This window comes from Algoriphagus hitonicola, from assembly GCF_900113375.1.
Classification (GTDB): Bacteria; Bacteroidota; Bacteroidia; order Cytophagales; family Cyclobacteriaceae; genus Algoriphagus; species Algoriphagus hitonicola.
Window position 1 is genome coordinate 202,768 of sequence record NZ_FOPC01000008.1, and the last position, 21,450, is coordinate 224,217.

The following is a 21,450-nucleotide window of genomic DNA, read 5'->3' on the forward strand; positions in this document are numbered from 1 at the left end:
GGGTTGTTTTTTTGCCAAAAGAGAATGGCGTAATTTTGAATAAATTTAGAATATGGCCAAAGCCTTAGTCATCACTCCGGTAAAAAATTCGATTGAGACCACCCTGGATACCGCTCGGGCGATCGCTCAATCCGATGTTTCGGTGAAGCACATCATTTTTAATGATTTTAGCACCGAGGAAACCAAGAAGGAACTGGAAGAAAATAAAGCCGAAATCGGCTATGAACTGATTCACTTGGAGGATCTGACCGATCAACCATCGCCAAATTATAAATTGGTGTTGCAGCATTCGCAGAAAAAGGCATTGGAAATGAATCTTCCACTTTTGGTGATCGAGTCCGATGTAGTGGTCAAACCCAATACCATCAGCCAATTATTGAATCATCAAAAGTCACATGCTCATTCGGGACTGACCGGCGCCGTGACAGTAGATGAAAAGGGAGTGGTGAATTTTCCTTACCTGAAATTCAAAGTCCGGAAAGAATCCGAAATCAACACCAAACGGAGCCTGAGTTTTTGCTGTACACTTTTTTCATTGGATTTTCTCAATGCCTATGATTTTACCGGGCTGGACGATGCCAAAGACTGGTATGATACCTTTATTTCGACCCAATCCCTGGAATGTGGATTCGAAAATTTTGTTCTGATGGACGCTCCGGTATGGCATCGTCCACACGGAAGCCGGCCTTGGAAGCAGCTGAAATACAAAAATCCGCTGAAATATTATTTCTTGAAGTTTTGGAAAGGCTGGGATAAAATCTAGATGGTTTTTTGGAAAAAGTGTTCAAACTCCTGAGTTGGATTGAGCATGGCTAAGGTATCACGACCGATTACTTTTAACTGGTAGCCATTTTCGGTTAGCATTTGGTAACATTTTGAAAGTTCCGCGGCCGAATGATTGACGTTTTCAAATATGATTGCGCCAGGTTTGGAATTTGGAATGTCAAAAATGGAAATTACTTCCAAATCAAAACCCTCTGCATCGATTTGCAGCAGGTCGATTTTGTCAATTTTATATTTTTTTATCAGGGTGTTTGGACTGATGACATCGACCATTTCAAATCCGATTCGTTCGGAAGGATCTGAAGGGATCTTAATTCCGAATTTTTGGCAGTTCTTTTCCACAATTCCATTTTCAAACAATTCTTCGATCTTTTCTTTGGAAAATGAAGCCAAGCCCGTTGCCCAGCGCATCTCACTGAATCCTATTTTATACAGCTTTTGCTGGCCGTCTCCTCTTCCTATGGCTGCACAGATGGGATGAAGTTCTTTGTTTTTTTTGTAGATTTTTTTCAAAAACTGATGAAAAACCGCCGGCTGAGGCTCTAGTAATACTCCCTTCCAGCGATCTCTTTTGATGAATTTATGGATGGGGTCATTGGTGATTCCATCATTTGCTCCGATTTGAATGACGGTAAAATCTCCTTTTTTGGATAAGGAATATTCAGAGAGAAATGCTGAAAGGCTTCCGCTTTTAGGCTTATAAAAGTGTCTGTAGTAGGCCATGAAAAGCGGGTTTTCATTGGCGCTGAGAGATATGCGGAGATTTTTGTAAAAGGTCTTGAATTTAGATTTTAGGGTCATGGCTGGAGGTTGGCAGACAATATTAAGCAATTAGCCGAGTGTTATTTAAGCAATCTTAAAATTTTGAGGAGTTTGTTGTAGGGTTTGGACCAAGTTCGCTGAATTCGTAGTGGACCGGACAGTTCACGGTAAAAAAAATCAGCATGTTTTCGATTCAGATAGGCGATTCGCTCTCTTTTCTTTTGACTGGTTCCGGTTCGTTTTCGCTTGCTACCGGGTGTCAGTCTGTAGAAAAATCCGACAAAGGGGAGCTGAACGACTTCACCTTCATTTTTGAGCATTTTGATCCAGAATTCCCAATCTTCCCTTCCCATGGTCATATCTTCAGAAAACCCACCGCAAGCTTCCCAGTCTTTTTTTCTAAAAAGTGCAGCCACGTAAATCATATTGTCTCTGGCCAAAGCATATCGGCTAAATGCTTTGAGGTTCCAGGCTTTGGTACCCGAGCTGTCAAATTTCACCGCTTTTGCATACACGACTTTTACTGATGGATTTTCCTGGAGTACTCTGACTGCTTTTTCGATGTATTGATCCGAAATCAAATCATCTCCGTCGAGGGGTAAAATGTATTCACCCCGAGCCTGCTGAATTCCGTGATTTCTGGCAACCGCTACTCCGGAGTTTTTCTGACTCAGGACAAAGACTTCAGGAAATTGAGCAGCTAAATCCTCCGCGATTTTGAGACTATTGTCAGTGGAGCCATCATTGACTATGATCAGCTCAATAGGTTCATAGCTCGATTTTAAAACCGACTGGACAGTTTCTTTCAAGTAGTTTGCCTGATTGTAGCAAGGTATTATGACAGAAACTAACATGGGCTTGGAATTCATAGCATACAAACTAACGCAAAGAAAAGGACTTGTAAAATACGGATTCTACTTGGGCTAGACATCCAAGGAAAAGAAATAATTGAACCTGAAAAATGCCATTTAAGGAGTCGTTTCCAAATATTTCACTTTTTTAGCAAAAAAACACAATTATTAATTTGGATAATTAAATACTCTTCGTACTTTCATGCTGGTGATTAAACAACTTTTGTCAACTTCTTTTTAAAAATTCAGAGATTACGATCTCGCAATTTTCGAACTCAATCAGTTTTAGAAAAAAATCCGGGCCACGGTCCGGATTTTTTTATGTCAAATATTTCTTCCAATTTCCTTCATGAGTTTTTCATCCAAAGCATGTCTTTTCTTTATTTTCCTATTTGGACTAAACAGTACCCTGACTTTAGCACAATACGACACTGCTTTTATCGAAAAGCCGGATGATCAGTTGATTGTCAGGCTTTATCTATCCCGGAAATTCACGGATTTTACGCTGAGGGATCCGGATAATCAGCTACGATTTTTGCCAAATTCCGGACAAAATCTGGGTATCGGAGCTACATACAAAACCCTGACGCTCAACCTTGCTTTTCCATTCGGTTTTCTAAATCCAAATCGCCGGACCGATTTCCCGAAGTATTTAGATTTGCAGGCGCATATTTACCCCGAAAAGTGGATTATCGATTTGTTTGGACAGTTTTACAACGGTTATTCGATCCGGGATTATTATGGAGAAGGGGAAGATTATGTGCGGCAGGATATGAAAATGCGAAAAATAGGAGCCAACTTAAATTATCTTATAAATGGAGAGCAGATTTCATTTGCCGCTGCCATGCTTCAAAGTGAAATCCAAAAACGCTCGGCGATTTCGCCCATGCTGGGGTTTGAACTTTATCGGATTACTGTAAAAGCAGATTCATTGATTTTTCCGGTGGATTCGGGGATTGATTCTAATTTTCAGCGGGGCGATTTTATTCAGTTTGGACCCAATGCAGGCATGGTTGGAACTTTGGTTTTTGGGAAAGGATTTTTTGTCACAGCAGCGATGAGTGCAGATCTTGGTTTGGGATATGGTCGTTTGGAGAGACAATCAGAAAGCCGTGTTTGGGAGTTTAATCCCACGTATTTTGCCCGAGGGTTTGCCGGATATAATGGGAGACAGTTCTCTGTGAATTTCAACTATGTCTACAAGCGTTTGCCGCTGGCGGGGACCAGTAATTTTGACCAGTCGGTCAATACGGGAAATTACCGAGTGAATCTGGTTTATAAATTCCCACTGAAAAAAGAGCTGGGTCGGGCACTTAGGCAAATAAATCCCACACGAATTCTTTAGAAAGATAAGGATTGATTTTCCCTGTGTAAGCAGGAAAATATTCCTAGTTTTGAATAGTATAAAAATCCAGAATTAAATATGAAAGATCAATTTGGAATCCGTGAATCCCTCGAAAGACTTGGAATAAAATCTGAAAATCTGGGGACTTCTACCGGAATCAATTGGGTGGCCTCGGATGAAAAACATATTGAGTCGGTATCTCCTGTAGATGGAGCTGTAATCGGAAATGTACAGTTGACCAGTGAAGAAGCCTACGAAAAAGTGATCACCACAGCCCAAATAGCTTTTGAAAAATGGCGGATGGTACCTGCTCCTCAGCGTGGGGAAATTGTCCGGGAAATCGGAAATGCACTTCGTGAGGTTAAGGATGATTTAGGCAAGCTGGTATCTTATGAAATGGGCAAATCCTATCAGGAAGGACTAGGAGAAGTTCAGGAAATGATCGATATCTGTGATTTCGCAGTGGGACTTTCTCGTCAACTCTATGGCTTGTCCATGCATTCGGAGCGTCCGGGTCACCGCATGTACGAGCAATGGCATCCGCTTGGAATAGTGGGAATTATTTCCGCCTTTAATTTTCCAGTGGCTGTCTGGTCCTGGAATACCGCATTGGCCTGGGTCTGTGGCGATGTGACGGTATGGAAGCCATCAGAGAAGGCGCCACTTTCAGGCATTGCCTGCCAAAAAATAGTAGGAGAAATTTTTAGAAAACACGGTATGCCCGAAGGAATTTCATCCTTGATCGTGGGGGATTATCGGGTGGGTGAGTTGCTTTCCCACGATTCTCGGATTCCCCTAGTTTCAGCTACCGGCTCCACCCGAATGGGGAAAGCCGTAGGGAAAGCTGTCGGGGAAAGACTCGGAAGGTCCCTTTTGGAATTGGGAGGAAACAATGCGATCATCATTACCGAACATGCCGATCTGGAAATTGCTATTCGCGGAGCACTTTTTGGTGCGGTGGGAACCGCCGGACAAAGATGTACGAGTACTCGAAGACTGATTATTCATGAGTCTATTTTTGATGAGGTGAAAAACCGTTTGGCTAATGCTTATGGAAAACTGACAATAGGCAATCCCTTGGATGAAAATAATCATGTAGGACCTCTAATCGATCAAGATGCGGTGAAAATTTATGAAGCCGCCCTTCAAAAGGTAAAAGAGGAAGGTGGAAAAGTAGTTGTCGAAGGGGGAGTACTTACAGGCGAGGGCTATGAATCGGGCTGCTATGTCAAGCCGGCGATTTTTGAAGCAGAAAATCACTTTGAAATTGTGCAGCACGAGACATTTGCTCCGATATTGTATTTGATCAAATACAAAACCATCGCGGAGGCCATCGCTATTCAGAATGGGGTCCCCCAAGGGCTTTCATCCGCAATCATGACGACAAATATGCGAGAAGCGGAAGCCTTTTTATCTGCTGAGGGTTCTGATTGCGGTATCGCAAATGTCAATATAGGAACTTCGGGTGCCGAAATCGGCGGAGCTTTTGGAGGAGAGAAAGAAACCGGTGGAGGAAGAGAGTCAGGTTCTGATGCTTGGAAGGCTTATATGCGGCGTCAGACGAACACGATCAATTACTCGACAGCGTTGCCCTTGGCACAAGGGATCAAGTTTGATATTTGATTAAAAAGAAGAGGCTACCAAAATTAATTGGCAGCCTCTTTTTGATTTTAAATGGTTTTGTTTCGATTGTGAACTCCTTCTCGGAACTCCTCAATCATTTTGGAATTGAAGGCATCCAAATCGTTAGGATCTCTACTGGTGACTAATCCCTGATCGGTGACCACCTCTCGATTTTCCCATCTGACTCCAGCATTTTTTAAATCTGTCTTGATACTGGAGAAACTTGTCATTCTTCTTCCTTGCAATGCGCCAGTTTCAATCAATACCTGCGGCCCATGGCAAATACTGGCAATGGGTTTTCCGGCATCGAAAAACTGATTAATAAATCCGATCGCGTCTTCATTTCTTCTGAGCTTGTCGGGATTGAGAACCCCTCCAGGGATCAATAGTCCGTCGTAATCTTTTGGGTCTGCATCGGTTAATAATTTATCGACATCCAGTTCCATATTCCAATTCCCATTATTCCAGCTTTTGATTTTGGCCTGAGGAGAAATAATATCTACACGAAAACCAGCATCTTCCAAAGCTTTCTTTGGATGGGTTAATTCTACTTCTTCAAATCCAGTTTCAGTTAAAAGTGCAATATGTTTGTTTGAATTTTTCATCATAAAAGGGTTTTAAGTTTAAAATTAATTTGATCTCAAAGCTTCAATCAATTCGCTTTTCGTCATTTTGCTTCTTCCTTCGATACCAATCTCTTTGGCTTTTTGATATAATTCATTCTTCGATCGAGATTCGTAAGGTCGACTATCATAGTCCATTTCATCGCTGGGAGTGTTGGCAATCCGAGCAGCTTTTTGTTTGCTCATGCCTTTGTCTCGAAGCGCTTCATATTGTTCTTCATTTTTGATTTGCGGGGTTGATTTATCTGGTGCCATGACAAATTACGTTTGATGAAGTTCTTATTAATATAACTATTAAATCAGGAAAATGTTTCAATAATCACCCTTTTTTAGTCGAAATGGCAAATCATTCTTGGAATTTGAGATGGATTTTACCATAAATGAAAAAAATGCAGGTCCCAGTTTTAGGTTCCAATAGGGTCTTGCCAAAAAAAAAGCCTCAGAATATGCTGAGGCTAATGTGGAAGTTGAGGGATTCGAACCCCCGACCCTCTGCTTGTAAGGCAGATGCTCTGAACCAGCTGAGCTAAACTTCCTGCTGATGGTTTATGAAGTGGGAGCTGAGGGATTCGAACCCCCGACCCTCTGCTTGTAAGGCAGATGCTCTGAACCAACTGAGCTAAGCTCCCTTCCTGGAACTTTGTCCTAAAAGGAATGCAAAAGTAAATGCTTTTTTATTTGGGACAAAGAATAGAAACTGTTTTTTCAAAACCGGATACTAATGCACTGATATTCAATTGTAAAATTTATTCCAGGTTTAGCATGAATCCCATTCGAAACCACCTGCCCGGCATTTGTACTGTTCCGGATTCGATATAATCCGTATTGCTGATGTTAGAAGCTTCCGCAAAAATCCCCAATTTTCCACTTCTGTTGTAATCGACTCGCGAATCCAAGAGAAAATAAGGGTCGAGGCTAAATCGCTCTACATAGCGCATCTTGGTATTCCACTCTAATTTTTGACCGATTCCAACCAAAAAACCACCGATCAACTGATGTCTCAAAGCAGCCAATGCATATCGGGTTTCGATTCCGGGTCTTTCTACTAGATTTGCATCGATGTAATTGTACGAAATCATCAATTCCTTTAAGCGGAAAGATGTGCTTCCAGAAGCCATTCGATAAGTTAAGGCAGCCTCAATTCCGTTGAATTTAACCTCATTGAAATTTTGGGGTTGCCATGGGGTATTTTCATTAGGTCGAGTCCACTCGATCAAATCATCGGTATCTCTATGGAAATAAACGAGCTCTGCGAAAAATCTATTTTTAACCCATTTGGCTCCAATTTCAAAATTTTGAGCTTGTTCGGGTCGAAGTTCTGCATTCCCGATATTGGTCGGACCGACATAAAATAAATCGGTGTAGGTAGGAATTCGAAAGCTTTTGCCATACCCGGAATAAAATCGAAGGGCCTCTGTGGCTTGATAGCCCAATTCGGCACCGGGGAAATGCTTCCAGCCAAATTCATTGAAATAATTACTGTAAACTCCAGCACGGAGATCGGTTTTTTCTCCCAAATTGATCAGCTGCTCCAAGAAAATCCCTGCCAAAGTTCGGTCATGGTTTCCTAAATTATTGCTTTGGATTTCTTCCTTTCGGTATTCCAGACCAAAACCGGTAGTGCCCAAGTTACTTTCGAAACTGCCATTTGCCTCCAGCGCATAGGTGTTAGAAGTATGAAAATTCTGATAAAACTCAGGTTCATTTCTTCTTAGACGATATTCATCCGCATTTTTTCGCCAATAGGCTCTCGTATTGATTCTCCATTTGGAATTGCTGTAAGTATGACTCAAAGCTCCAAGGCTGGTTTGTAGACTTTCCCACTGATCAGGAAATGCACTGGTGTAAAATCCATTGGCGCCAAAACTCCGATCAGTATAGGCTATCATTCCTCTTAGTTCATGAGATTCATTCAGTGCAAGGCCTCCTTCATAAAAGAAATTACTGACTTGATAATCTGAGTTGTACCAATGTCCGGCAGATTCGTCGTATGAGATGGAAAGATTTTGGCGGTAATTTCCGGTAGGTAAAGATCCCGCAAAAGCCAATCCCCGCATCGCAAAATCTCCACCGTATCCTTGTAGCCTGAGATTTCGGGTATTGGAAAGTTCGGTGATGATATTGACTGCGCCTGCGTAGGCATTTTGGCCAAAAATCCGTGAACCTGGCCCTTTGAGCACTTCCACTCGGTCAATATTGACCATGGGCACGGGAATATTCATCATATGATGTCCGGTCTGAGGATCGGTGAGTTTGATCCCGTTGAGAAGCATCAGCGTTTGGTTAAAGGAGCCGCCGCGAATCCCAATATCCGCTTGGACTCCGGTGACGCCCCGCTGTCTCACATCAACCCCGGGAACAAAAGCCAAAACCTCTTGAAGACTTCTGGCGGGAGTAGTTTCGAGCTGCGGCTTGGTGATGACAGAAATATTTCTGCTTTGCTTCGAAAACGGAATCTGAATACGGTTTTCTTGAATGACAATTTCCTGTAAATCCAAGGAATCACTCTCTGTCTGAGCAATTAGCTCATTCCAACACCCTCCAAGGAGGATTGCGAGTAGAATTTTTTTCATAGGGGTGATTTGCGTAATAGTTTAGGCAAAGTTCAACTCAAAATTTCCGAAATCCAATATTGAGTCTTTTCTAAAAATTCGTTAAGCTTTTCCCATTCACGAAAAATAGGCTGGCAGAATGAAATTGCCTTTGTATTTTCAAGCCTTAAAATAAAAGTGATATGATGAAAAAAATGTTTTCAGGATTGATTTTGACCGCCCTTTTTCTAGGCAGTCCTTCGATTGCCCAGCAGGGATTAGAGAATAATCAATCGGATTTTGGCGAATTTATGAACCGCAAGGGGACTTTTACCCGTACGGCATCAGGCAAGCCCAGCGAAAATTATTGGCAAAATGCTGCTGATTATCAAATCGAAGTCACCCTTGATGATGAAGCGCATACCCTAACCGGAAAGGTCACTATCGATTACACCAATAATAGTCCGGAGGAGTTGAGTTTTGTTTGGCTCCAGCTTGAGCAAAATCGCTTTACTCCTGATTCTCGGGGTACGCTAACTACTCCGGTGCAGGGAAACCGCTACAATGGGGACATCGATGGAGGTTATGACATCTCTGAGGTTCAGGCCACAGTTGGAAAAAGAGGAGCTGTGTCCACCAAGCATTTGATCGAAGATACTCGAATGCAGGTTTGGTTTGATGAGCCGATTCCGGCAAAAGGTGGTACGGCTACGATATCGATGAATTTTTCATTTAAAGTTCCAATCAAAGGAATGGATCGAATGGGAAGGTTGCAAGTGAAGGATGGATGGATCTATGCCTTTGCTCAGTGGTATCCCAAAGTGTCAGTATTTGATGATATTGAGGGATGGAATGTAGAGCCTTATCTAGGCGCGGGAGAGTTTTATTTGGAATATGGCGATTTTGATTACAAGGTGACTGTTCCTTACGATCACATTGTCGTGGGTTCAGGAAAGCTCATGAATCCCAAAGAAGTGCTTTCGGCAGAGCTTCAAAACCGCTACCAAGATGCGCAACAAAGTAATGAAACGGTCTATCTAGTTTCTCCTGATGAAATAAAAAATACTGAAATCACCCGGCCAAAGCAGGATGGAATGATCACTTGGCATTTCCAGATTGAAAATGCCCGTGATATTGCTTTTGCGAGTTCAGAATCCTTTATCTGGGATGCTGCCAAAATCAATTTACCTAGCGGAAAGACGATTTTGGCGCAGTCTGTCTATCCAAAAGAATCAGATGGGCAGGAAGCTTGGTCAAGATCCACAGAATATTCCAAAGCTTCGATCGAGCATTATTCCGAAAAGTGGTACGAATATCCCTACGACGCTGCCACCAATGTAGCGGCTGATATCGGAGGAATGGAATATCCCGGACTGAATTTCTGTCGCTACACTTCTAAGGGTGAAGGACTCTGGGGTGTGACCGATCATGAGTTTGGTCACAACTGGTTCCCGATGATCGTAGGGAGCAACGAGCGGAGATATGCTTGGATGGACGAAGGGTTCAATACCTTCATCAACCATTACAGTACTTTAGAATTTAATGATGGAGAATATCCAGCCAACTTGGACCAAACGCGTCGATACAATAATTACTTTGTCAATGAAAACCGGGAAGGAATCGATACCTATCCCGATGTAGCCAATACTTCCAATCTGGGAATGGTTGCCTACATGAAGCCTGGAATTGGCTTGATTATGCTTCGCGAATACGTGTTGGGTCCTGAGCGATTTGACAACGCATTCAGGTCATATATTGAGACTTGGGCGTATAAGCATCCTCAGCCTTCGGATTTCTTTAATCATATGGAAAATGTGGCTGGAGAAAATCTTTCTTGGTTTTGGCAGGGCTGGTTTTATGGTAATGGGAATATTGACCTAGGAATTAACACTGTCGTGCCTTACTCAGGCAATTATTTGGTAGTTTTGACCAACAAAGGAGATTTCCCTATGCCGGTATTGCTCGAGATCGAATTTGAGGATGGATCCAAAGAGCGTCAAATGTTGCCTGTTGAGATCTGGCAACGTGGAGATAATTGGAATCACCTGATCCGAACTGATAAGCGAGTGGTCAAAGTGACGATAGATCCTGATAAAATTCTTCCGGATGTGAATCTGGGAAATGACAGCTGGCCTCAGCCACTTTATGAGGATTGATTCATAAAAAGGCAAAAAAGGAATGTAGAGTGAGTTCTATTTTCTTGTAAAAAAGCAAACGCCCGGAGAAAAATTCTTCGGGCGTTTTCGTGTCAATAATCATCATTGATCTCAAGCCAATAGCCATCTGGATCCTGAATGTAAATCTGTCGGACTCCGTCGGGGCGAGTGGTGATTTTTCCTTTTTCACCCGGCCAATCTTCAAAAGGATAGCCGGTGGTTTTTAATCTGGAAATAAATGCATCCATGTTTTCCATTGAAAAACAAAGGTGATTGATTTTTGAAATTTCATTTGGCACGTCGGGAGCCTCGATCAAATGAAGGGCGGCACCTCCACAGATGTCATACCAAGCATGGAGTCCGTCTTTGAAGGGTTCGTCGATTTCCTTTAAGTCTAAAATTTCCTCATAAAACTGACTGCTTTTTTCCAAATTGGCCACATGAACGGCAATATGATTGGTTTTGATTTGGGCGTGAATGGCGGAAGACATAAGGGTAAAACTAATGATGAACAATAGGTTTTTCATTGGGTTTTGGGTTTGAATAGATTTTGAAGGTAGCTTTTTTCGAGAAGACCTCACAAATGGATCAAAAAAAAAGCGGCATGGACCGCTTTTCAATAGTTATTTAGGATGAGTTATTCTTCCTCCTCCTCTTCTTCTTCAGGTTTCTCTTCATTGCTCAAGTCCGATGCCATGGCGATTCGATCCGCTTCGTCAAAGAGGCGTATAGCTTGCTGATACACTTCATTGATATCGTTGATAACCATGTAGAAGGCATCATCATCGTAAAGTTGTCGGCCGAGATGGGCTTTTACCAAGATTTTCAAGTAATCCTTTGATTTGGAATAATCTTCCGCATCATAAGCGATTTCATTTTTCTCTCCGACTTTGATCAATTCCTGAAGCATGGCATCGTTCACTTCAAATTCCTTGTAATATTCATCCACACTCATTTCTGAGAATTGCTCTTTGTTTTGGTTGGTGTACTCAAGAATAAATTCTCTGGAAGAGTCAGAATTAAACAGTCGACTCACATAAGCTGACGAATAGGTGGTGTCCAATGGAACAAAGAAGTCAGGCATAATACCACCGCCTCCATAGACGATTCTGCCTTTTTTGGTTTCGTATTTTAAGCTGTCATTGAATTTGATGCTGTCCGCTGAGAAAAACTCCCCGTGCTCTAATCGGGAAATCCAATCCTGCTCGTAAGCTTCATGGTCAGGACCGTAAGGCTTTTGGATGGATCGTCCGGAAGGCGTGAAATATCGGGCGATTGTCAGTCGAAGTTCAGCTCCATCAGAAAGGTCAATTGGCATTTGTACCAGCCCTTTTCCAAAAGAGCGTCTTCCCACGATCAACCCCCGGTCATTGTCCTGTACCGCACCGGCCAAAATTTCAGAAGCGGATGCTGAGCCTTCGTTAACCAAAACGATGACAGAACCTTCTTCAAACATTCCGGGTCTGAAAGCATAAGCTTTTTGACTGTATTGCTCCACTTTGCCCTCTTGAGATACGATTAGTGATCGATCTGCCAAGATTTCATCGGCGATGTTAATAGCCGCCCCCATATATCCTCCAGGATTTCCCTGCAAGTCAATGATGAGTTTTTCCATCCCCTGACTTTTCAAATCTGCCACCGCTTCTTTAAACTCGTCATAGGTGGTCGCTGCAAATCGGGTGATTTTGACGTAGCCGATTTCATTGCTGACCATATAAGAGGCATTGATGCTGTATTGCGGGATTTTGTCCCGGGTAATCTCATAGGTGATTAGATCACTTTCATTTTTGCGTTTGATGTCGACGATGACTTGACTGCCTTTCGGTCCACGAAGCAATTCAAATACATCTCGGTTGGTGATGCCGGTGCCCGCTACGGTTTCGCCGTCCACTTTGATGATTTGGTCTCCGGATTTGATCCCTAATTCTTCAGAAGGACCTCCGGTTAGTGGAGCTACCACGTAAATGGTATCGCGAATGATTCCAAATTCCACTCCGATTCCGTCAAATTCACCGTCCAATTGCGATTGAGCAAGTGAAGCGTCCTTGGCTGGAATATAACTGGAATGCGGATCTAGATTTTCCAGCATTTTATTGATCCCATATTCTACGAGGTCGTTGGTATCGACACTGTCGACATAATCTCTATTAATATAGGTCATGATCTCTTGGAGCTTGTAAAGTGCCGCTCTCAGATCATTTTGATTGCTTTTGGGTTCCGCAAATGTAGCCCCTATCCATATTCCCGCCGAAATAGCAAGGGCTAGGATGATGGGAAGGCGGATTTGGGTTTTCGAATTTTTAGTCTGGCTCACGTTTCTACTCTTTCTGTTGGTTATTTTCAATAAGTTAAACTACTGCTTTTTACTAGTGTTTAAAAGTGGCTTTTGATAAAGTATGTGAAAGTTTATACGAGCAGAACGCATAAAGGTCAAATTTAATCCCCTACTTTCTCTTAAAATAATTTATTTTTGTAAAATGCAACAGGACGAAAAGGTGAATAAGGCGTTAGTAGGAGATTTAGTCTCCGAAAATTACGTGTTCGCTTCTGTTCTACATTATTTTGGGATCAGTTTTTATCAATATCCCACCCAATCCCTCGAGCAGGTCTGCAAAAAGCATAAAGTCAATCCCCGTCAACTCATATCCGAGCTGGAGTCTTGGGCTTCCCGCAAAGAACCCACGCCTGAGGAGTTATACCTCAACCCGATCGAGGTCTTGGTCGCTTACTTGAAAAAAAAACATTATTATTTTGTCCGACAGGAGCTTCCTTTTCTTTCCAATATGATTTCGGGAATAGTTCCTGATCCCGGATTTCATTCGCTTATGGCAGATTTGAGGATTATGTTTCCGCTATTTGTACAGGATTTTATCCATCATATTCATGAAGAGGAAAGTCGACTTTTTAAGCGAATCGAATTGCTTCAGGATGTTGAGGACGGAAATTTTGCATTATATGATGCCTTAAAGATTTTAGAGAAGGACCCCGTTTATAAACTTGCAGATGCCCATGAAATCCACGATGACGAAATGGAGGGCATCCGAAAACTGACTTCTAACTATTCGTTGAATTCGGATGCTCCCCTCACCATGCGGGTGCTTTATCATGAATTACAAAACTTCGAAAGTGAATTGATTATTCATGCTCAAATCGAAGATGAACTTTTATTTCCTAAAGCGGTAGAGCTCGAGCGGGAAGCAATCCGAAAAATCAGACACAAAATCAGAATTAACTGATGGGTCGAATAATCGCTATAGACCTAGGTACCAAGCGGACCGGTATCGCTGTCACAGATCCACTTCAAATCCTTGCTAATCCCTTGGAAACTATTGAGACATCCACACTGTTGGATTTCCTGAAAAGTTACTTGGCCAAAGAAGAAGTGGAAACAATTGTGTTGGGAATGCCTACACGGTTGGATGGTAGTGCCAATGAAATGACACCACGAGTGATGGACCTCAAGGGGAAGCTTGAGAAGCAATTTCCCACTCAAAAAATTGAACTAATTGATGAGCGCTTTACTTCCAAAATAGCCATGCAGTCTATGATAGCCATGGGAAGTAAAAAAAAGGACAGAAAAGAAAAGTCCGGAAATTTGGATAAAGTCAGCGCTGCTATTATCCTACAATCCTATTTAGAGAGAAAATGATATACCCGATTGTTGCTTACGGCAATCCTATACTGAAAAAAGAAGCTGCCGAGATAGAAGAAGGAGCGGAGTTGAAAGCACTGATTCAGGACATGTACTCCACGATGGACCATGCGAGTGGAGTGGGACTCGCGGCACCGCAAATCAACCAAGGTCTTAGATTATTTGTCATTGACAGTAGTCTGATGCTGGATGAAGAAGACGAAGAAAAAGGAATTCGTCGGGCCTTTATCAACCCGATTATCTTGGATGAATATGGCGACAATTATGGTTTTGAGGAAGGTTGTCTCAGTATTCCTGATGTCAGGGCCGAAATCATCCGTCCTGAAAAATTGACCATAGAGTATTTTGATGAAAACTGGAACCTCAAAGAAGAGGAGTTTTCGGGTATGACTGCACGGGTCATTCAGCACGAATATGATCACTTGGAAGGGATACTTTTTGTAGATTATCTCAAAGGACTCAAAAAGCGATTAGTCCAATCCAAACTCATCGACGTAAGCAAGGGAAAAATCCACACCGATTATCGAATGATTTACCCGCTCAAATGAGCCGATCCTCCCAATTAAAAATTGCTCTGATTCAAGCGGATTTATTCTGGAAAGAAAAGATCGCCAATTTCTCCATGTTCGAAGAAAAAATATGGGAAATCGGGCAAAAGGTTGATTTGATCATCCTACCTGAGATGTTTCCTACTGGGTTTAGTATGGATGCTGAGGAATTGGCTGAGCCGATGAACCTGACAATTTGCAAATGGATGCAGCAGCAGGCCGCTCAAACCGGGGCAGTGATTACGGGTAGTGCGATCATTAAAGAAAATCAACATTTTTTCAACCGCTTGCTTTGGGTTGACCCTAATGGCCATATCGAGTTTTACGATAAGCGACACCTCTTTAGGATGGCTCAGGAGGATGAGCATTTTGATGCAGGTAGAAGGTTGCCGATTTTTCAATTGAAAGGCTGGCGGATATTACCTCAGGTTTGTTACGATCTCCGGTTTCCGATTTGGTCTCGAAATACCCACATCGATGGTCAAATGGCCTACGATTTGGTTTTTTATGTAGCTTCCTGGCCGGCTCCCCGGGTGAGTGCATGGGATGCTCTGCTTCCAGCTCGTGCCATCGAAAATCTTGCCTATTCCATTGGAGTGAATAGGATTGGAGTTGATGGGAATGAGGTCCCGTATTGTGGGCATTCGGCGGCGTTTGATTTCAAAGGAAAGTGTCTCTTGGATTTGGGAGAGCTAGAGAACGAAGGCCTGATTACCTTGGACGGAGATGCGTTGGATGATTATCGGCAAAAGTTTCCCGCATGGATGGACTCCGACCGATTCTCTATTGATTTGTAGCCTTTCCTAAGTTTCCGAATTCCATCAATGGGATTTGAAACAAGGATATTTTACGTATTTTAGCCCTCTGATTTTCCGAGTCATTGAGGCTTTTTTTCTTTCAAAAAACAGCTCGTTTAGCAGGTTTTCTGAGGAATCGACAAAGTTTTAAGATTCGCTTTTCCCATCATCGAACTCAATTAAAAATCATGAGTAACCAAACTCCAAAAATCCTTTACACCTTAACCGACGAAGCGCCAGCATTGGCTACCTATTCTTTATTGCCTATCGTTGAGGCTTTTACCCAGTCAGCGGGTGTGCAAGTCGAAACTCGAGATATTTCCTTATCAGGAAGGATAATTGCCAATTTCCCGGAATTTCTTACCCCAGAACAGCAACTCAGTGATGCGCTGGCAGAGCTAGGCGCAATCGCCAAAACTCCTGAAGCTAATATCATTAAGCTTCCCAATATTTCAGCTTCTATTCCCCAATTGAAAGCTGCAATCCGTGAATTGCAGGAAAAAGGCTATCCGCTGCCCAATTATCCGGAAGAGCCTAAAAACGAAGAAGAAAAAGGAATCAAAGCAAAGTATGATAAAATCAAAGGATCGGCTGTAAATCCGGTTTTGAGAGAAGGAAACTCTGATCGAAGAGCTCCACAGGCCGTGAAGGCCTATGCCAAAAAGCATCCACATTCGATGGGAAAATGGACGGCCTCATCCAAATCCCATGTCGAAAGTATGTCTGAAGGGGATTTTTATGGAAGCGAACAATCGGTCACATTGAAAGATGCCACCGCAATTTCTATTGAGTTGCATGGCATAAATGGAGAAAAAGAAATTTTAAAATCAGGGCTTGCTCTTCAGAAGGGGGAAATAGTCGATGCATCTTTTATGAGCGTCAGAAAACTGGAAGAATTTTTGAAAAAGGCAAAAGCTGACGCCAAAGAAAAGGGAGTCCTGTTTTCTCTTCACATGAAAGCAACCATGATGAAGGTCTCAGATCCTATTATTTTTGGACACGCAGTAAAAGCCTTTTTTGAGCCAGTCTTCGAAAAACACGCTGCTGTCTTAGAAGAAGCCGGAGTAGATGTAAACAATGGATTAGGGGATTTATTGGCAAGTATCGAAAAACTTCCAGAAGCGCAAAAAGCGGAGATTCTGATTGATTTGGAAGCTTGTTATGCGGATAGTCCTGATTTGGCAATGGTGAATTCGGATAAAGGAATCACCAATCTTCATGTTCCCAGTGATGTTATTATCGATGCTTCCATGCCGGCGATGATCAGAAGCTCCGGACAGATGTGGAATAAAGCCGGGCAACTGCAAGACACCAAAGCGGTAATTCCGGACAGAAGTTATGCCGTTGTATATCAAGCGACGATTGAATTCTGTAGGAGACATGGGGCATTTGATCCATCGACGATGGGGTCAGTTCCCAATGTCGGCTTGATGGCTCAAAAAGCCGAAGAGTATGGTTCGCATGACAAAACATTTGAAATTCCCTTTTCTGGCACAGTAAAGGTTATCTCCGTAGATGACCACGTACTCATGAGCCATGAGGTAGAGGAAGGTGATATTTGGAGAATGTGCCAAACCAAGGACGCTCCGATTCAGGATTGGGTAAAATTAGCAGTGACCCGCGCTAAACTCTCAAATACTCCTGCTGTCTTCTGGCTGGATCCTCAGCGGGCGCATGATGCCGAATTGATCAAAAAGGTTAATGCTTATTTGCCTCAGTACGATACCACAGGTCTTGAGATTCATGTCATGTCACCTATCGAGGCAACGAACTATTCCTTGGCAAGAATTAAAGAGGGAATGGATACGATCTCTGTAACAGGAAATGTGCTCCGGGATTATCTGACTGACCTTTTCCCAATTTTAGAATTAGGAACTAGCGCCAAAATGCTTTCCGTAGTTCCTTTAATGAATGGAGGAGGATTATTTGAAACTGGAGCTGGTGGATCTGCACCTAAGCATGTGGAGCAATTTGTCAATGAAGGCCATTTGAGATGGGACTCACTTGGCGAATTCCTCGCTTTGGCTGTTTCGCTGGAGCATTTGGGTCAGACTTTCGGAAATGAAAAAGCTCTTTTGCTGGCGGAAACCTTGGATCAAGCTACGGGAAAATGGCTGGAAAATGACAAATCTCCAGCCCGTGTCGTAGGAAAACTGGATAATCGTGGAAGTCATTTTTACTTGGCGCTTTATTGGGCTGAAGCCTTGGCACTTCAAAACAAAGATGCTGAACTCAAAGCCAAGTTTGCTCCTATTGCCCAAGCTTTGGCCGAAAAGGCCAATCAAATCGAATTGGAACTTAATACGGCTCAGGGTTCACCGGTAACCATAGGAGGATATTATCGTCCTGATGGGCTACTGGTCTCTCAAGCCATGCGACCGAGCCTTACGTTTAATGAAATTATTAATCAGTTGAGATAATGGAAAAGCCGGGTATAAAAGCCCGGTTTTTTTGTATTAAATCATTTTTCATTTTCAATCCTCTGAAAATCGGACTTGATGCTGGCGCATAAAATCTTTGATGACTTTGACGTGAATACATTCGCCCAAATGGATGAATGCGTAGTCGTTTATTTTTTTGGTTTTTCCGTGAGCGATGACTTCTTTTTCTTCGATATCAAAGCCCAGATGCAGGTGCTTGGTACGGCTTTGCATGCCGTAAATCCTCCCCTTTGTGTCGAAGAGCGGACCGCCACTCTGTCCTCTTAGCCCGGGAGTACTCATTTCTATCCCGTAGATTTCGCCTTTTTTATTCCCCAAAAACCGGGTAACCATTCCTTCGATTGGAAACCTTGGTGATCTAGCGGCGCCTTCTTTGGTCCATTGGAGCGTTTGGCTGGTGGGTTCCAATACAAAATTATTGAATTCGGGAAAAGGAAAGCCTAGTCGGCAAAGCATTTCTCCGGATTGGATGCTTTGATCATCGGCTAAAAATCGAGGCGCCTGACTATAAAGTGGTTTTTGAAAGCCCTCAAATTTTAAAAGCGCAAGATCATATTCTGGGTGGAGGATAAATTTTAAATTTTTGATCTGATCCACACAATCCACGAAAGTGATCCGCATTTCAAAAAGCTGGTCAGGGCTTAATCCCAACTTTTTGGCAAACTTATTTTGCTGTGTACCGGTCAGTCCTTTGCTTTCTTGCATGAATTTCGAAAATCGTTTGTTGACTTGTTCTGCTTGCCCCAGCCACTGGGCGACATGTTTGCAGGTCAGGGCCCAGCCTTCTTCATTTATGAAAAATAAACTAGCTGATCCCCGTTGGATTTTTGGGTTGCCAAAATTTCTGGAGATTGAATGGATTGCCCGGGTGAAATTGGCTACTTCTTTGATGGCTTCTACAAACATGCGGTTATTGATTTTTAGAGCTTGAAGATATTGATTTTCACTCAAAGCCCTTTGAAAAGATACGTTGAAGAACTTTTGAATTTTCGAAATCGATTGAATTACGATCCTCAAGCGGATAGGATTCATCGTGTTTGGGGTAGCCAAAAAATTGTGATAACTTAGGATTCCCAAAGCGATTTTTTGCTGAAAGAAGCAAAGTCTTGGGTGTTTTTAGAATCAAACCTATACAATAATCAAAATAATTATGAGCAAAATCAAAGTTGGAATCAACGGATTCGGAAGAATAGGCCGATTGGCGTTCAGAGTAGCGCAGGAGCGTGATGATATTCAGGTCGTGGGTATCAATGACCTCATCGATGTGGACTATATCGCATATATGCTGAAGTATGACTCCACTCACGGACAATTCAAAGGTACTGTGGAGGTGAAAAACGGCCATTTGGTAGTCAATGGAAACGAAATAAGAGTTACCGCAGAGAAAAACCCTGCCAATCTCAAGTGGGGAGAAATCGGAGCGGATTATATCATTGAGTCCACTGGGATTTTCTTGACCAAAGAATCTGCACAAGGACATATCGATGCAGGAGCAAAGAAAGTCATCATGTCTGCGCCTTCAAAAGATGATACACCAATGTTTGTGATGGGTGTAAATGAGGATTCTTATACCGATGATATGGTTTTTGTATCCAATGCATCTTGTACCACCAACTGTCTGGCTCCAATCGCCAAAGTATTAAATGATAACTGGGGAATCGAAGAAGGATTGATGACTACGGTACATGCGACCACAGCAACTCAGAAAACCGTAGACGGACCATCTGCTAAGGACTGGAGAGGCGGAAGAGGCGCTGGACAGAATATCATCCCATCATCCACCGGTGCTGCAAAAGCGGTAGGAAAGGTGATTCCTGAGTTAAATGGAAAATTAACAGGGATGGCATTTAGAGTGCCAACTCCAAACGTATCTGTAGTGGATCTGACCGTGAGATTGAAGAACCCGGCAAAATACGAAGAGATCTGTGCCAAAATGAAAGAGGTAGCTGAAACGTCCATGAAGGGCATTCTCGGATACACTGAGGATGCGGTGGTTTCCAATGACTTCATTGGAGATGCTCGTACTTCAATTTTTGATGCAGGAGCAGGTATTCAGCTTTCTGATACCTTTGTCAAAGTCGTTTCCTGGTATGACAATGAATGGGGCTATTCCAATAAGGTAGTCGATTTGCTCACTTACATCGCTAAAAAATAATAGATTAAGGCCCCGAAGATTTTCGGGGCTTTTTCTTTTGCTGGAATCTCAGAATATGTATATCCTATTCTTTGCTTGTAAGTGGTTTTCATCAACTGGTATTGGTTTCTCACAGTCGGTCCATTAGGTAAATTTCTTCACGACTTTCTTCAAAAACACTTTTGGGTATAGACAGAAATTGAGGTGGGGCTAACTTAACTTCGGTTGCTACAATCATTCTAGATATTCAGATTTGGGGATAACCAAAATCAATTTGGTGAGTTTTATCTGAAAATTCATTTCCCATGTACCTTCCCATTTTCCCTTTGAAACTTGTGGCTTTTCCTGGAGAGGAACTCAATTTGCATATTTTTGAACCGCGCTATCGCCAGTTGATTTCGGATATCGAATCCAAGGGAGGAACATTTGGTATTTGCACTTTTATTGATCAATTGACTGGTTTTGGAACCGAAATGGAGCTTGTCCGAGTGCATAAGCGCTATGCAGATGGAAGGCTGGATATTATGACTTTGGGAAAGCGGACTTTTAAACTAGAATCTTTCGAAAACCCCATGCAAGGAAAATTGTATGCGGGAGGAAAGGTGAGTTTTTTGAAAAATTTGGAGATCGTAACCCCATCTTTGAAAAATGAATTTGTCTTCTACCTCAAGGAAATCCTGTATCTTCTTAATTATCCACAGCCAATTTCCACTACTGAGGTGGATTCCTATACTTTTTCCCATAAAATCGGACTCAGCTTGGAAGAAGAATTAGAACTGATTAAAATGGAATCAGAGGCAGAGCGAGTGGCTTTTCTGACTCAATACTTCAAGCGGATGATTCCTGTGCTGAAGGCGGCAGAAGATGCTAAAGAAAAGATTAAACAAAACGGACATTTTAAGCACCTGGATCCGTTGAATTTTTAGGATTCTCAGGAAGGTTAAAAAGAGTAATCACTGCAAAACAAAAAAGCAGGCCAAAAGACCTGCTTCTCCTTGTGATCCCGCTGGGGCTTCCCGATCGCTTTGTTTATCGGGATAAACTTCTCGCCCCAGAATGGTATTAAAGCAAAAAAGCAGGCCAAAAGACCTGCTTCTCATTGTGATCCCGCTGGGGCTTCCGGATATCGCTTAGCTCATCGGGATAAACTTCTCGCCCCAGAATGGTATTAAAGCAAAAAAGCAGGCCAAAAGACCTGCTTCTC

Annotated in this window: 19 protein-coding genes and 2 tRNA genes; 11 read left to right on the top strand and 10 right to left on the bottom strand. The window is 42.6% G+C overall.

The features are described from left to right. Positions 1-52: 52 nt before the first annotated feature. Positions 53-763 carry a glycosyltransferase gene (locus tag BM043_RS12525; protein WP_092792144.1) on the top strand — a complete coding sequence of 237 codons (711 nt, stop codon included), beginning with the start codon at positions 53-55 and terminating at the stop codon, positions 761-763. Here the strand turns inward: BM043_RS12525 and BM043_RS12530 are convergent. Both BM043_RS12530 and BM043_RS12535 read right to left on the bottom strand, forming a co-directional pair. Continuing rightward, complete coding sequence (locus BM043_RS12530; RefSeq protein ID WP_092792147.1) at positions 760-1,584, bottom strand: FkbM family methyltransferase; 825 nt, start codon at positions 1,582-1,584, stop codon at positions 760-762. The genes BM043_RS12525 and BM043_RS12530 overlap by 4 nt on opposite strands. A gap of 41 nt (positions 1,585-1,625) precedes the next feature. Next, complete coding sequence (locus tag BM043_RS12535) at positions 1,626-2,399, bottom strand: glycosyltransferase family 2 protein (RefSeq protein WP_245753025.1); 774 nt, start codon at positions 2,397-2,399, stop codon at positions 1,626-1,628. A 346-nt stretch (positions 2,400-2,745) separates the two neighbouring features. Between BM043_RS12535 and BM043_RS12540 the strand changes: the two genes are divergently transcribed. Continuing rightward, the gene (locus tag BM043_RS12540; protein WP_092792150.1) at positions 2,746-3,741 is read left to right on the top strand and encodes a DUF4421 domain-containing protein; all 996 of its coding nucleotides are present in this window, start codon (positions 2,746-2,748) and stop codon (positions 3,739-3,741) included. A gap of 78 nt (positions 3,742-3,819) precedes the next feature. After that, complete coding sequence (gene amaB / locus BM043_RS12545; protein ID WP_092792152.1) at positions 3,820-5,364, top strand: L-piperidine-6-carboxylate dehydrogenase; 1,545 nt, start codon at positions 3,820-3,822, stop codon at positions 5,362-5,364. 47 nt (positions 5,365-5,411) lie between these two features. Here amaB and BM043_RS12550 read toward each other — a convergent pair whose 3' ends face one another. From BM043_RS12550 to BM043_RS12570, 5 genes are all read right to left on the bottom strand, one after another. Further along, on the bottom strand, positions 5,412-5,972 hold the full coding sequence (locus BM043_RS12550; protein ID WP_092792154.1) for a type 1 glutamine amidotransferase domain-containing protein: 561 nt from the start codon (positions 5,970-5,972) through the stop codon (positions 5,412-5,414). 21 nt (positions 5,973-5,993) lie between these two features. Further along, on the bottom strand, positions 5,994-6,242 hold the full coding sequence (locus tag BM043_RS12555; protein WP_092792155.1) for a DUF7218 family protein: 249 nt from the start codon (positions 6,240-6,242) through the stop codon (positions 5,994-5,996). Between the two features lie 206 nt (positions 6,243-6,448). Then, positions 6,449-6,523 (bottom strand) — tRNA-Val (locus BM043_RS12560). A gap of 18 nt (positions 6,524-6,541) precedes the next feature. Continuing rightward, positions 6,542-6,616 (bottom strand) — tRNA-Val (locus tag BM043_RS12565). 117 nt (positions 6,617-6,733) lie between these two features. Further along, positions 6,734-8,560, bottom strand: a complete 1,827-nt coding sequence (locus BM043_RS12570; RefSeq protein ID WP_092792157.1) for a TonB-dependent receptor plug domain-containing protein — start codon at positions 8,558-8,560, stop codon at positions 6,734-6,736. A gap of 164 nt (positions 8,561-8,724) precedes the next feature. Here BM043_RS12570 and BM043_RS12575 point away from each other — a divergent pair, with 164 nt between their 5' ends. After that, positions 8,725-10,674 (top strand): M1 family metallopeptidase, encoded by a 1,950-nt coding sequence (locus tag BM043_RS12575; protein ID WP_245753027.1) that lies wholly within the window; start codon positions 8,725-8,727, stop codon positions 10,672-10,674. A 92-nt stretch (positions 10,675-10,766) separates the two neighbouring features. On the opposite strand, the gene BM043_RS12580 is transcribed toward BM043_RS12575, so the two are convergent. Both BM043_RS12580 and BM043_RS12585 read right to left on the bottom strand, forming a co-directional pair. Next, entirely contained in the window at positions 10,767-11,201 is a 435-nt protein-coding gene (locus tag BM043_RS12580; protein ID WP_245753026.1) for a VOC family protein, read from the bottom strand. 110 nt (positions 11,202-11,311) lie between these two features. Beyond that, positions 11,312-12,988 carry a S41 family peptidase gene (locus BM043_RS12585; RefSeq protein WP_092792192.1) on the bottom strand — a complete coding sequence of 559 codons (1,677 nt, stop codon included), beginning with the start codon at positions 12,986-12,988 and terminating at the stop codon, positions 11,312-11,314. A 163-nt stretch (positions 12,989-13,151) separates the two neighbouring features. On the opposite strand from BM043_RS12585, the gene BM043_RS12590 reads away from it, so the two are divergent. The 5 genes from BM043_RS12590 (at position 13,152) to BM043_RS12610 (ending at position 18,091) form a co-directional block, all read left to right on the top strand. Next, positions 13,152-13,910 carry a hemerythrin domain-containing protein gene (locus BM043_RS12590; RefSeq protein WP_092792161.1) on the top strand — a complete coding sequence of 253 codons (759 nt, stop codon included), beginning with the start codon at positions 13,152-13,154 and terminating at the stop codon, positions 13,908-13,910. Beyond that, entirely contained in the window at positions 13,910-14,323 is a 414-nt protein-coding gene (gene ruvX, locus BM043_RS12595) for a Holliday junction resolvase RuvX (protein WP_092792163.1), read from the top strand. The genes BM043_RS12590 and ruvX overlap by 1 nt, the downstream gene beginning before the upstream one ends. Continuing rightward, complete coding sequence (gene def, locus BM043_RS12600) at positions 14,320-14,874, top strand: peptide deformylase (RefSeq protein ID WP_092792164.1); 555 nt, start codon at positions 14,320-14,322, stop codon at positions 14,872-14,874. The genes ruvX and def overlap by 4 nt, the downstream gene beginning before the upstream one ends. Then, positions 14,871-15,671: an amidohydrolase gene (locus tag BM043_RS12605; protein WP_092792166.1), complete on the top strand. Its 801-nt coding sequence runs from the start codon at positions 14,871-14,873 to the stop codon at positions 15,669-15,671. Before def ends, BM043_RS12605 begins: the two co-directional genes overlap by 4 nt. A 188-nt stretch (positions 15,672-15,859) precedes the next feature. After that, positions 15,860-18,091, top strand: a complete 2,232-nt coding sequence (locus BM043_RS12610; RefSeq protein WP_092792194.1) for an NADP-dependent isocitrate dehydrogenase — start codon at positions 15,860-15,862, stop codon at positions 18,089-18,091. Between the two features lie 54 nt (positions 18,092-18,145). On the opposite strand, the gene BM043_RS12615 is transcribed toward BM043_RS12610, so the two are convergent. Next, positions 18,146-19,018 carry a S1 family peptidase gene (locus tag BM043_RS12615; RefSeq protein WP_092792196.1) on the bottom strand — a complete coding sequence of 291 codons (873 nt, stop codon included), beginning with the start codon at positions 19,016-19,018 and terminating at the stop codon, positions 18,146-18,148. 244 nt (positions 19,019-19,262) lie between these two features. Between BM043_RS12615 and gap the strand changes: the two genes are divergently transcribed. Both gap and BM043_RS12625 read left to right on the top strand, forming a co-directional pair. Beyond that, entirely contained in the window at positions 19,263-20,267 is a 1,005-nt protein-coding gene (gene gap / locus BM043_RS12620) for a type I glyceraldehyde-3-phosphate dehydrogenase (protein WP_092792167.1), read from the top strand. 284 nt (positions 20,268-20,551) lie between these two features. After that, complete coding sequence (locus BM043_RS12625) at positions 20,552-21,172, top strand: LON peptidase substrate-binding domain-containing protein (protein ID WP_092792169.1); 621 nt, start codon at positions 20,552-20,554, stop codon at positions 21,170-21,172. Positions 21,173-21,450 lie beyond the last annotated feature (278 nt).

What these genes read in the sequence shown, in the direction of transcription:
- BM043_RS12535 (WP_245753025.1), bottom strand. Translation starts at nt 2,399, where the DNA reads ATGTTAGTTTCTGTCATAATACCTTGCTACAATCAGGCAAACTACTTG.
- BM043_RS12615 (WP_092792196.1), bottom strand. Translation starts at nt 19,018, where the DNA reads ATGTTTGTAGAAGCCATCAAAGAAGTAGCCAATTTCACCCGGGCAATC.
- BM043_RS12610 (WP_092792194.1), top strand. Translation starts at nt 15,860, where the DNA reads ATGAGTAACCAAACTCCAAAAATCCTTTACACCTTAACCGACGAAGCG.
- BM043_RS12540 (WP_092792150.1), top strand. Translation starts at nt 2,746, where the DNA reads ATGAGTTTTTCATCCAAAGCATGTCTTTTCTTTATTTTCCTATTTGGA.
- BM043_RS12570 (WP_092792157.1), bottom strand. Translation starts at nt 8,560, where the DNA reads ATGAAAAAAATTCTACTCGCAATCCTCCTTGGAGGGTGTTGGAATGAG.
- gap (WP_092792167.1), top strand. Translation starts at nt 19,263, where the DNA reads ATGAGCAAAATCAAAGTTGGAATCAACGGATTCGGAAGAATAGGCCGA.
- BM043_RS12590 (WP_092792161.1), top strand. Translation starts at nt 13,152, where the DNA reads ATGCAACAGGACGAAAAGGTGAATAAGGCGTTAGTAGGAGATTTAGTC.
- BM043_RS12625 (WP_092792169.1), top strand. Translation starts at nt 20,552, where the DNA reads ATGTACCTTCCCATTTTCCCTTTGAAACTTGTGGCTTTTCCTGGAGAG.
- BM043_RS12580 (WP_245753026.1), bottom strand. Translation starts at nt 11,201, where the DNA reads ATGAAAAACCTATTGTTCATCATTAGTTTTACCCTTATGTCTTCCGCC.
- BM043_RS12575 (WP_245753027.1), top strand. Translation starts at nt 8,725, where the DNA reads ATGAAAAAAATGTTTTCAGGATTGATTTTGACCGCCCTTTTTCTAGGC.
- ruvX (WP_092792163.1), top strand. Translation starts at nt 13,910, where the DNA reads ATGGGTCGAATAATCGCTATAGACCTAGGTACCAAGCGGACCGGTATC.
- BM043_RS12530 (WP_092792147.1), bottom strand. Translation starts at nt 1,584, where the DNA reads ATGACCCTAAAATCTAAATTCAAGACCTTTTACAAAAATCTCCGCATA.
- def (WP_092792164.1), top strand. Translation starts at nt 14,320, where the DNA reads ATGATATACCCGATTGTTGCTTACGGCAATCCTATACTGAAAAAAGAA.
- BM043_RS12525 (WP_092792144.1), top strand. Translation starts at nt 53, where the DNA reads ATGGCCAAAGCCTTAGTCATCACTCCGGTAAAAAATTCGATTGAGACC.
- BM043_RS12605 (WP_092792166.1), top strand. Translation starts at nt 14,871, where the DNA reads ATGAGCCGATCCTCCCAATTAAAAATTGCTCTGATTCAAGCGGATTTA.
- BM043_RS12550 (WP_092792154.1), bottom strand. Translation starts at nt 5,972, where the DNA reads ATGATGAAAAATTCAAACAAACATATTGCACTTTTAACTGAAACTGGA.
- BM043_RS12555 (WP_092792155.1), bottom strand. Translation starts at nt 6,242, where the DNA reads ATGGCACCAGATAAATCAACCCCGCAAATCAAAAATGAAGAACAATAT.
- amaB (WP_092792152.1), top strand. Translation starts at nt 3,820, where the DNA reads ATGAAAGATCAATTTGGAATCCGTGAATCCCTCGAAAGACTTGGAATA.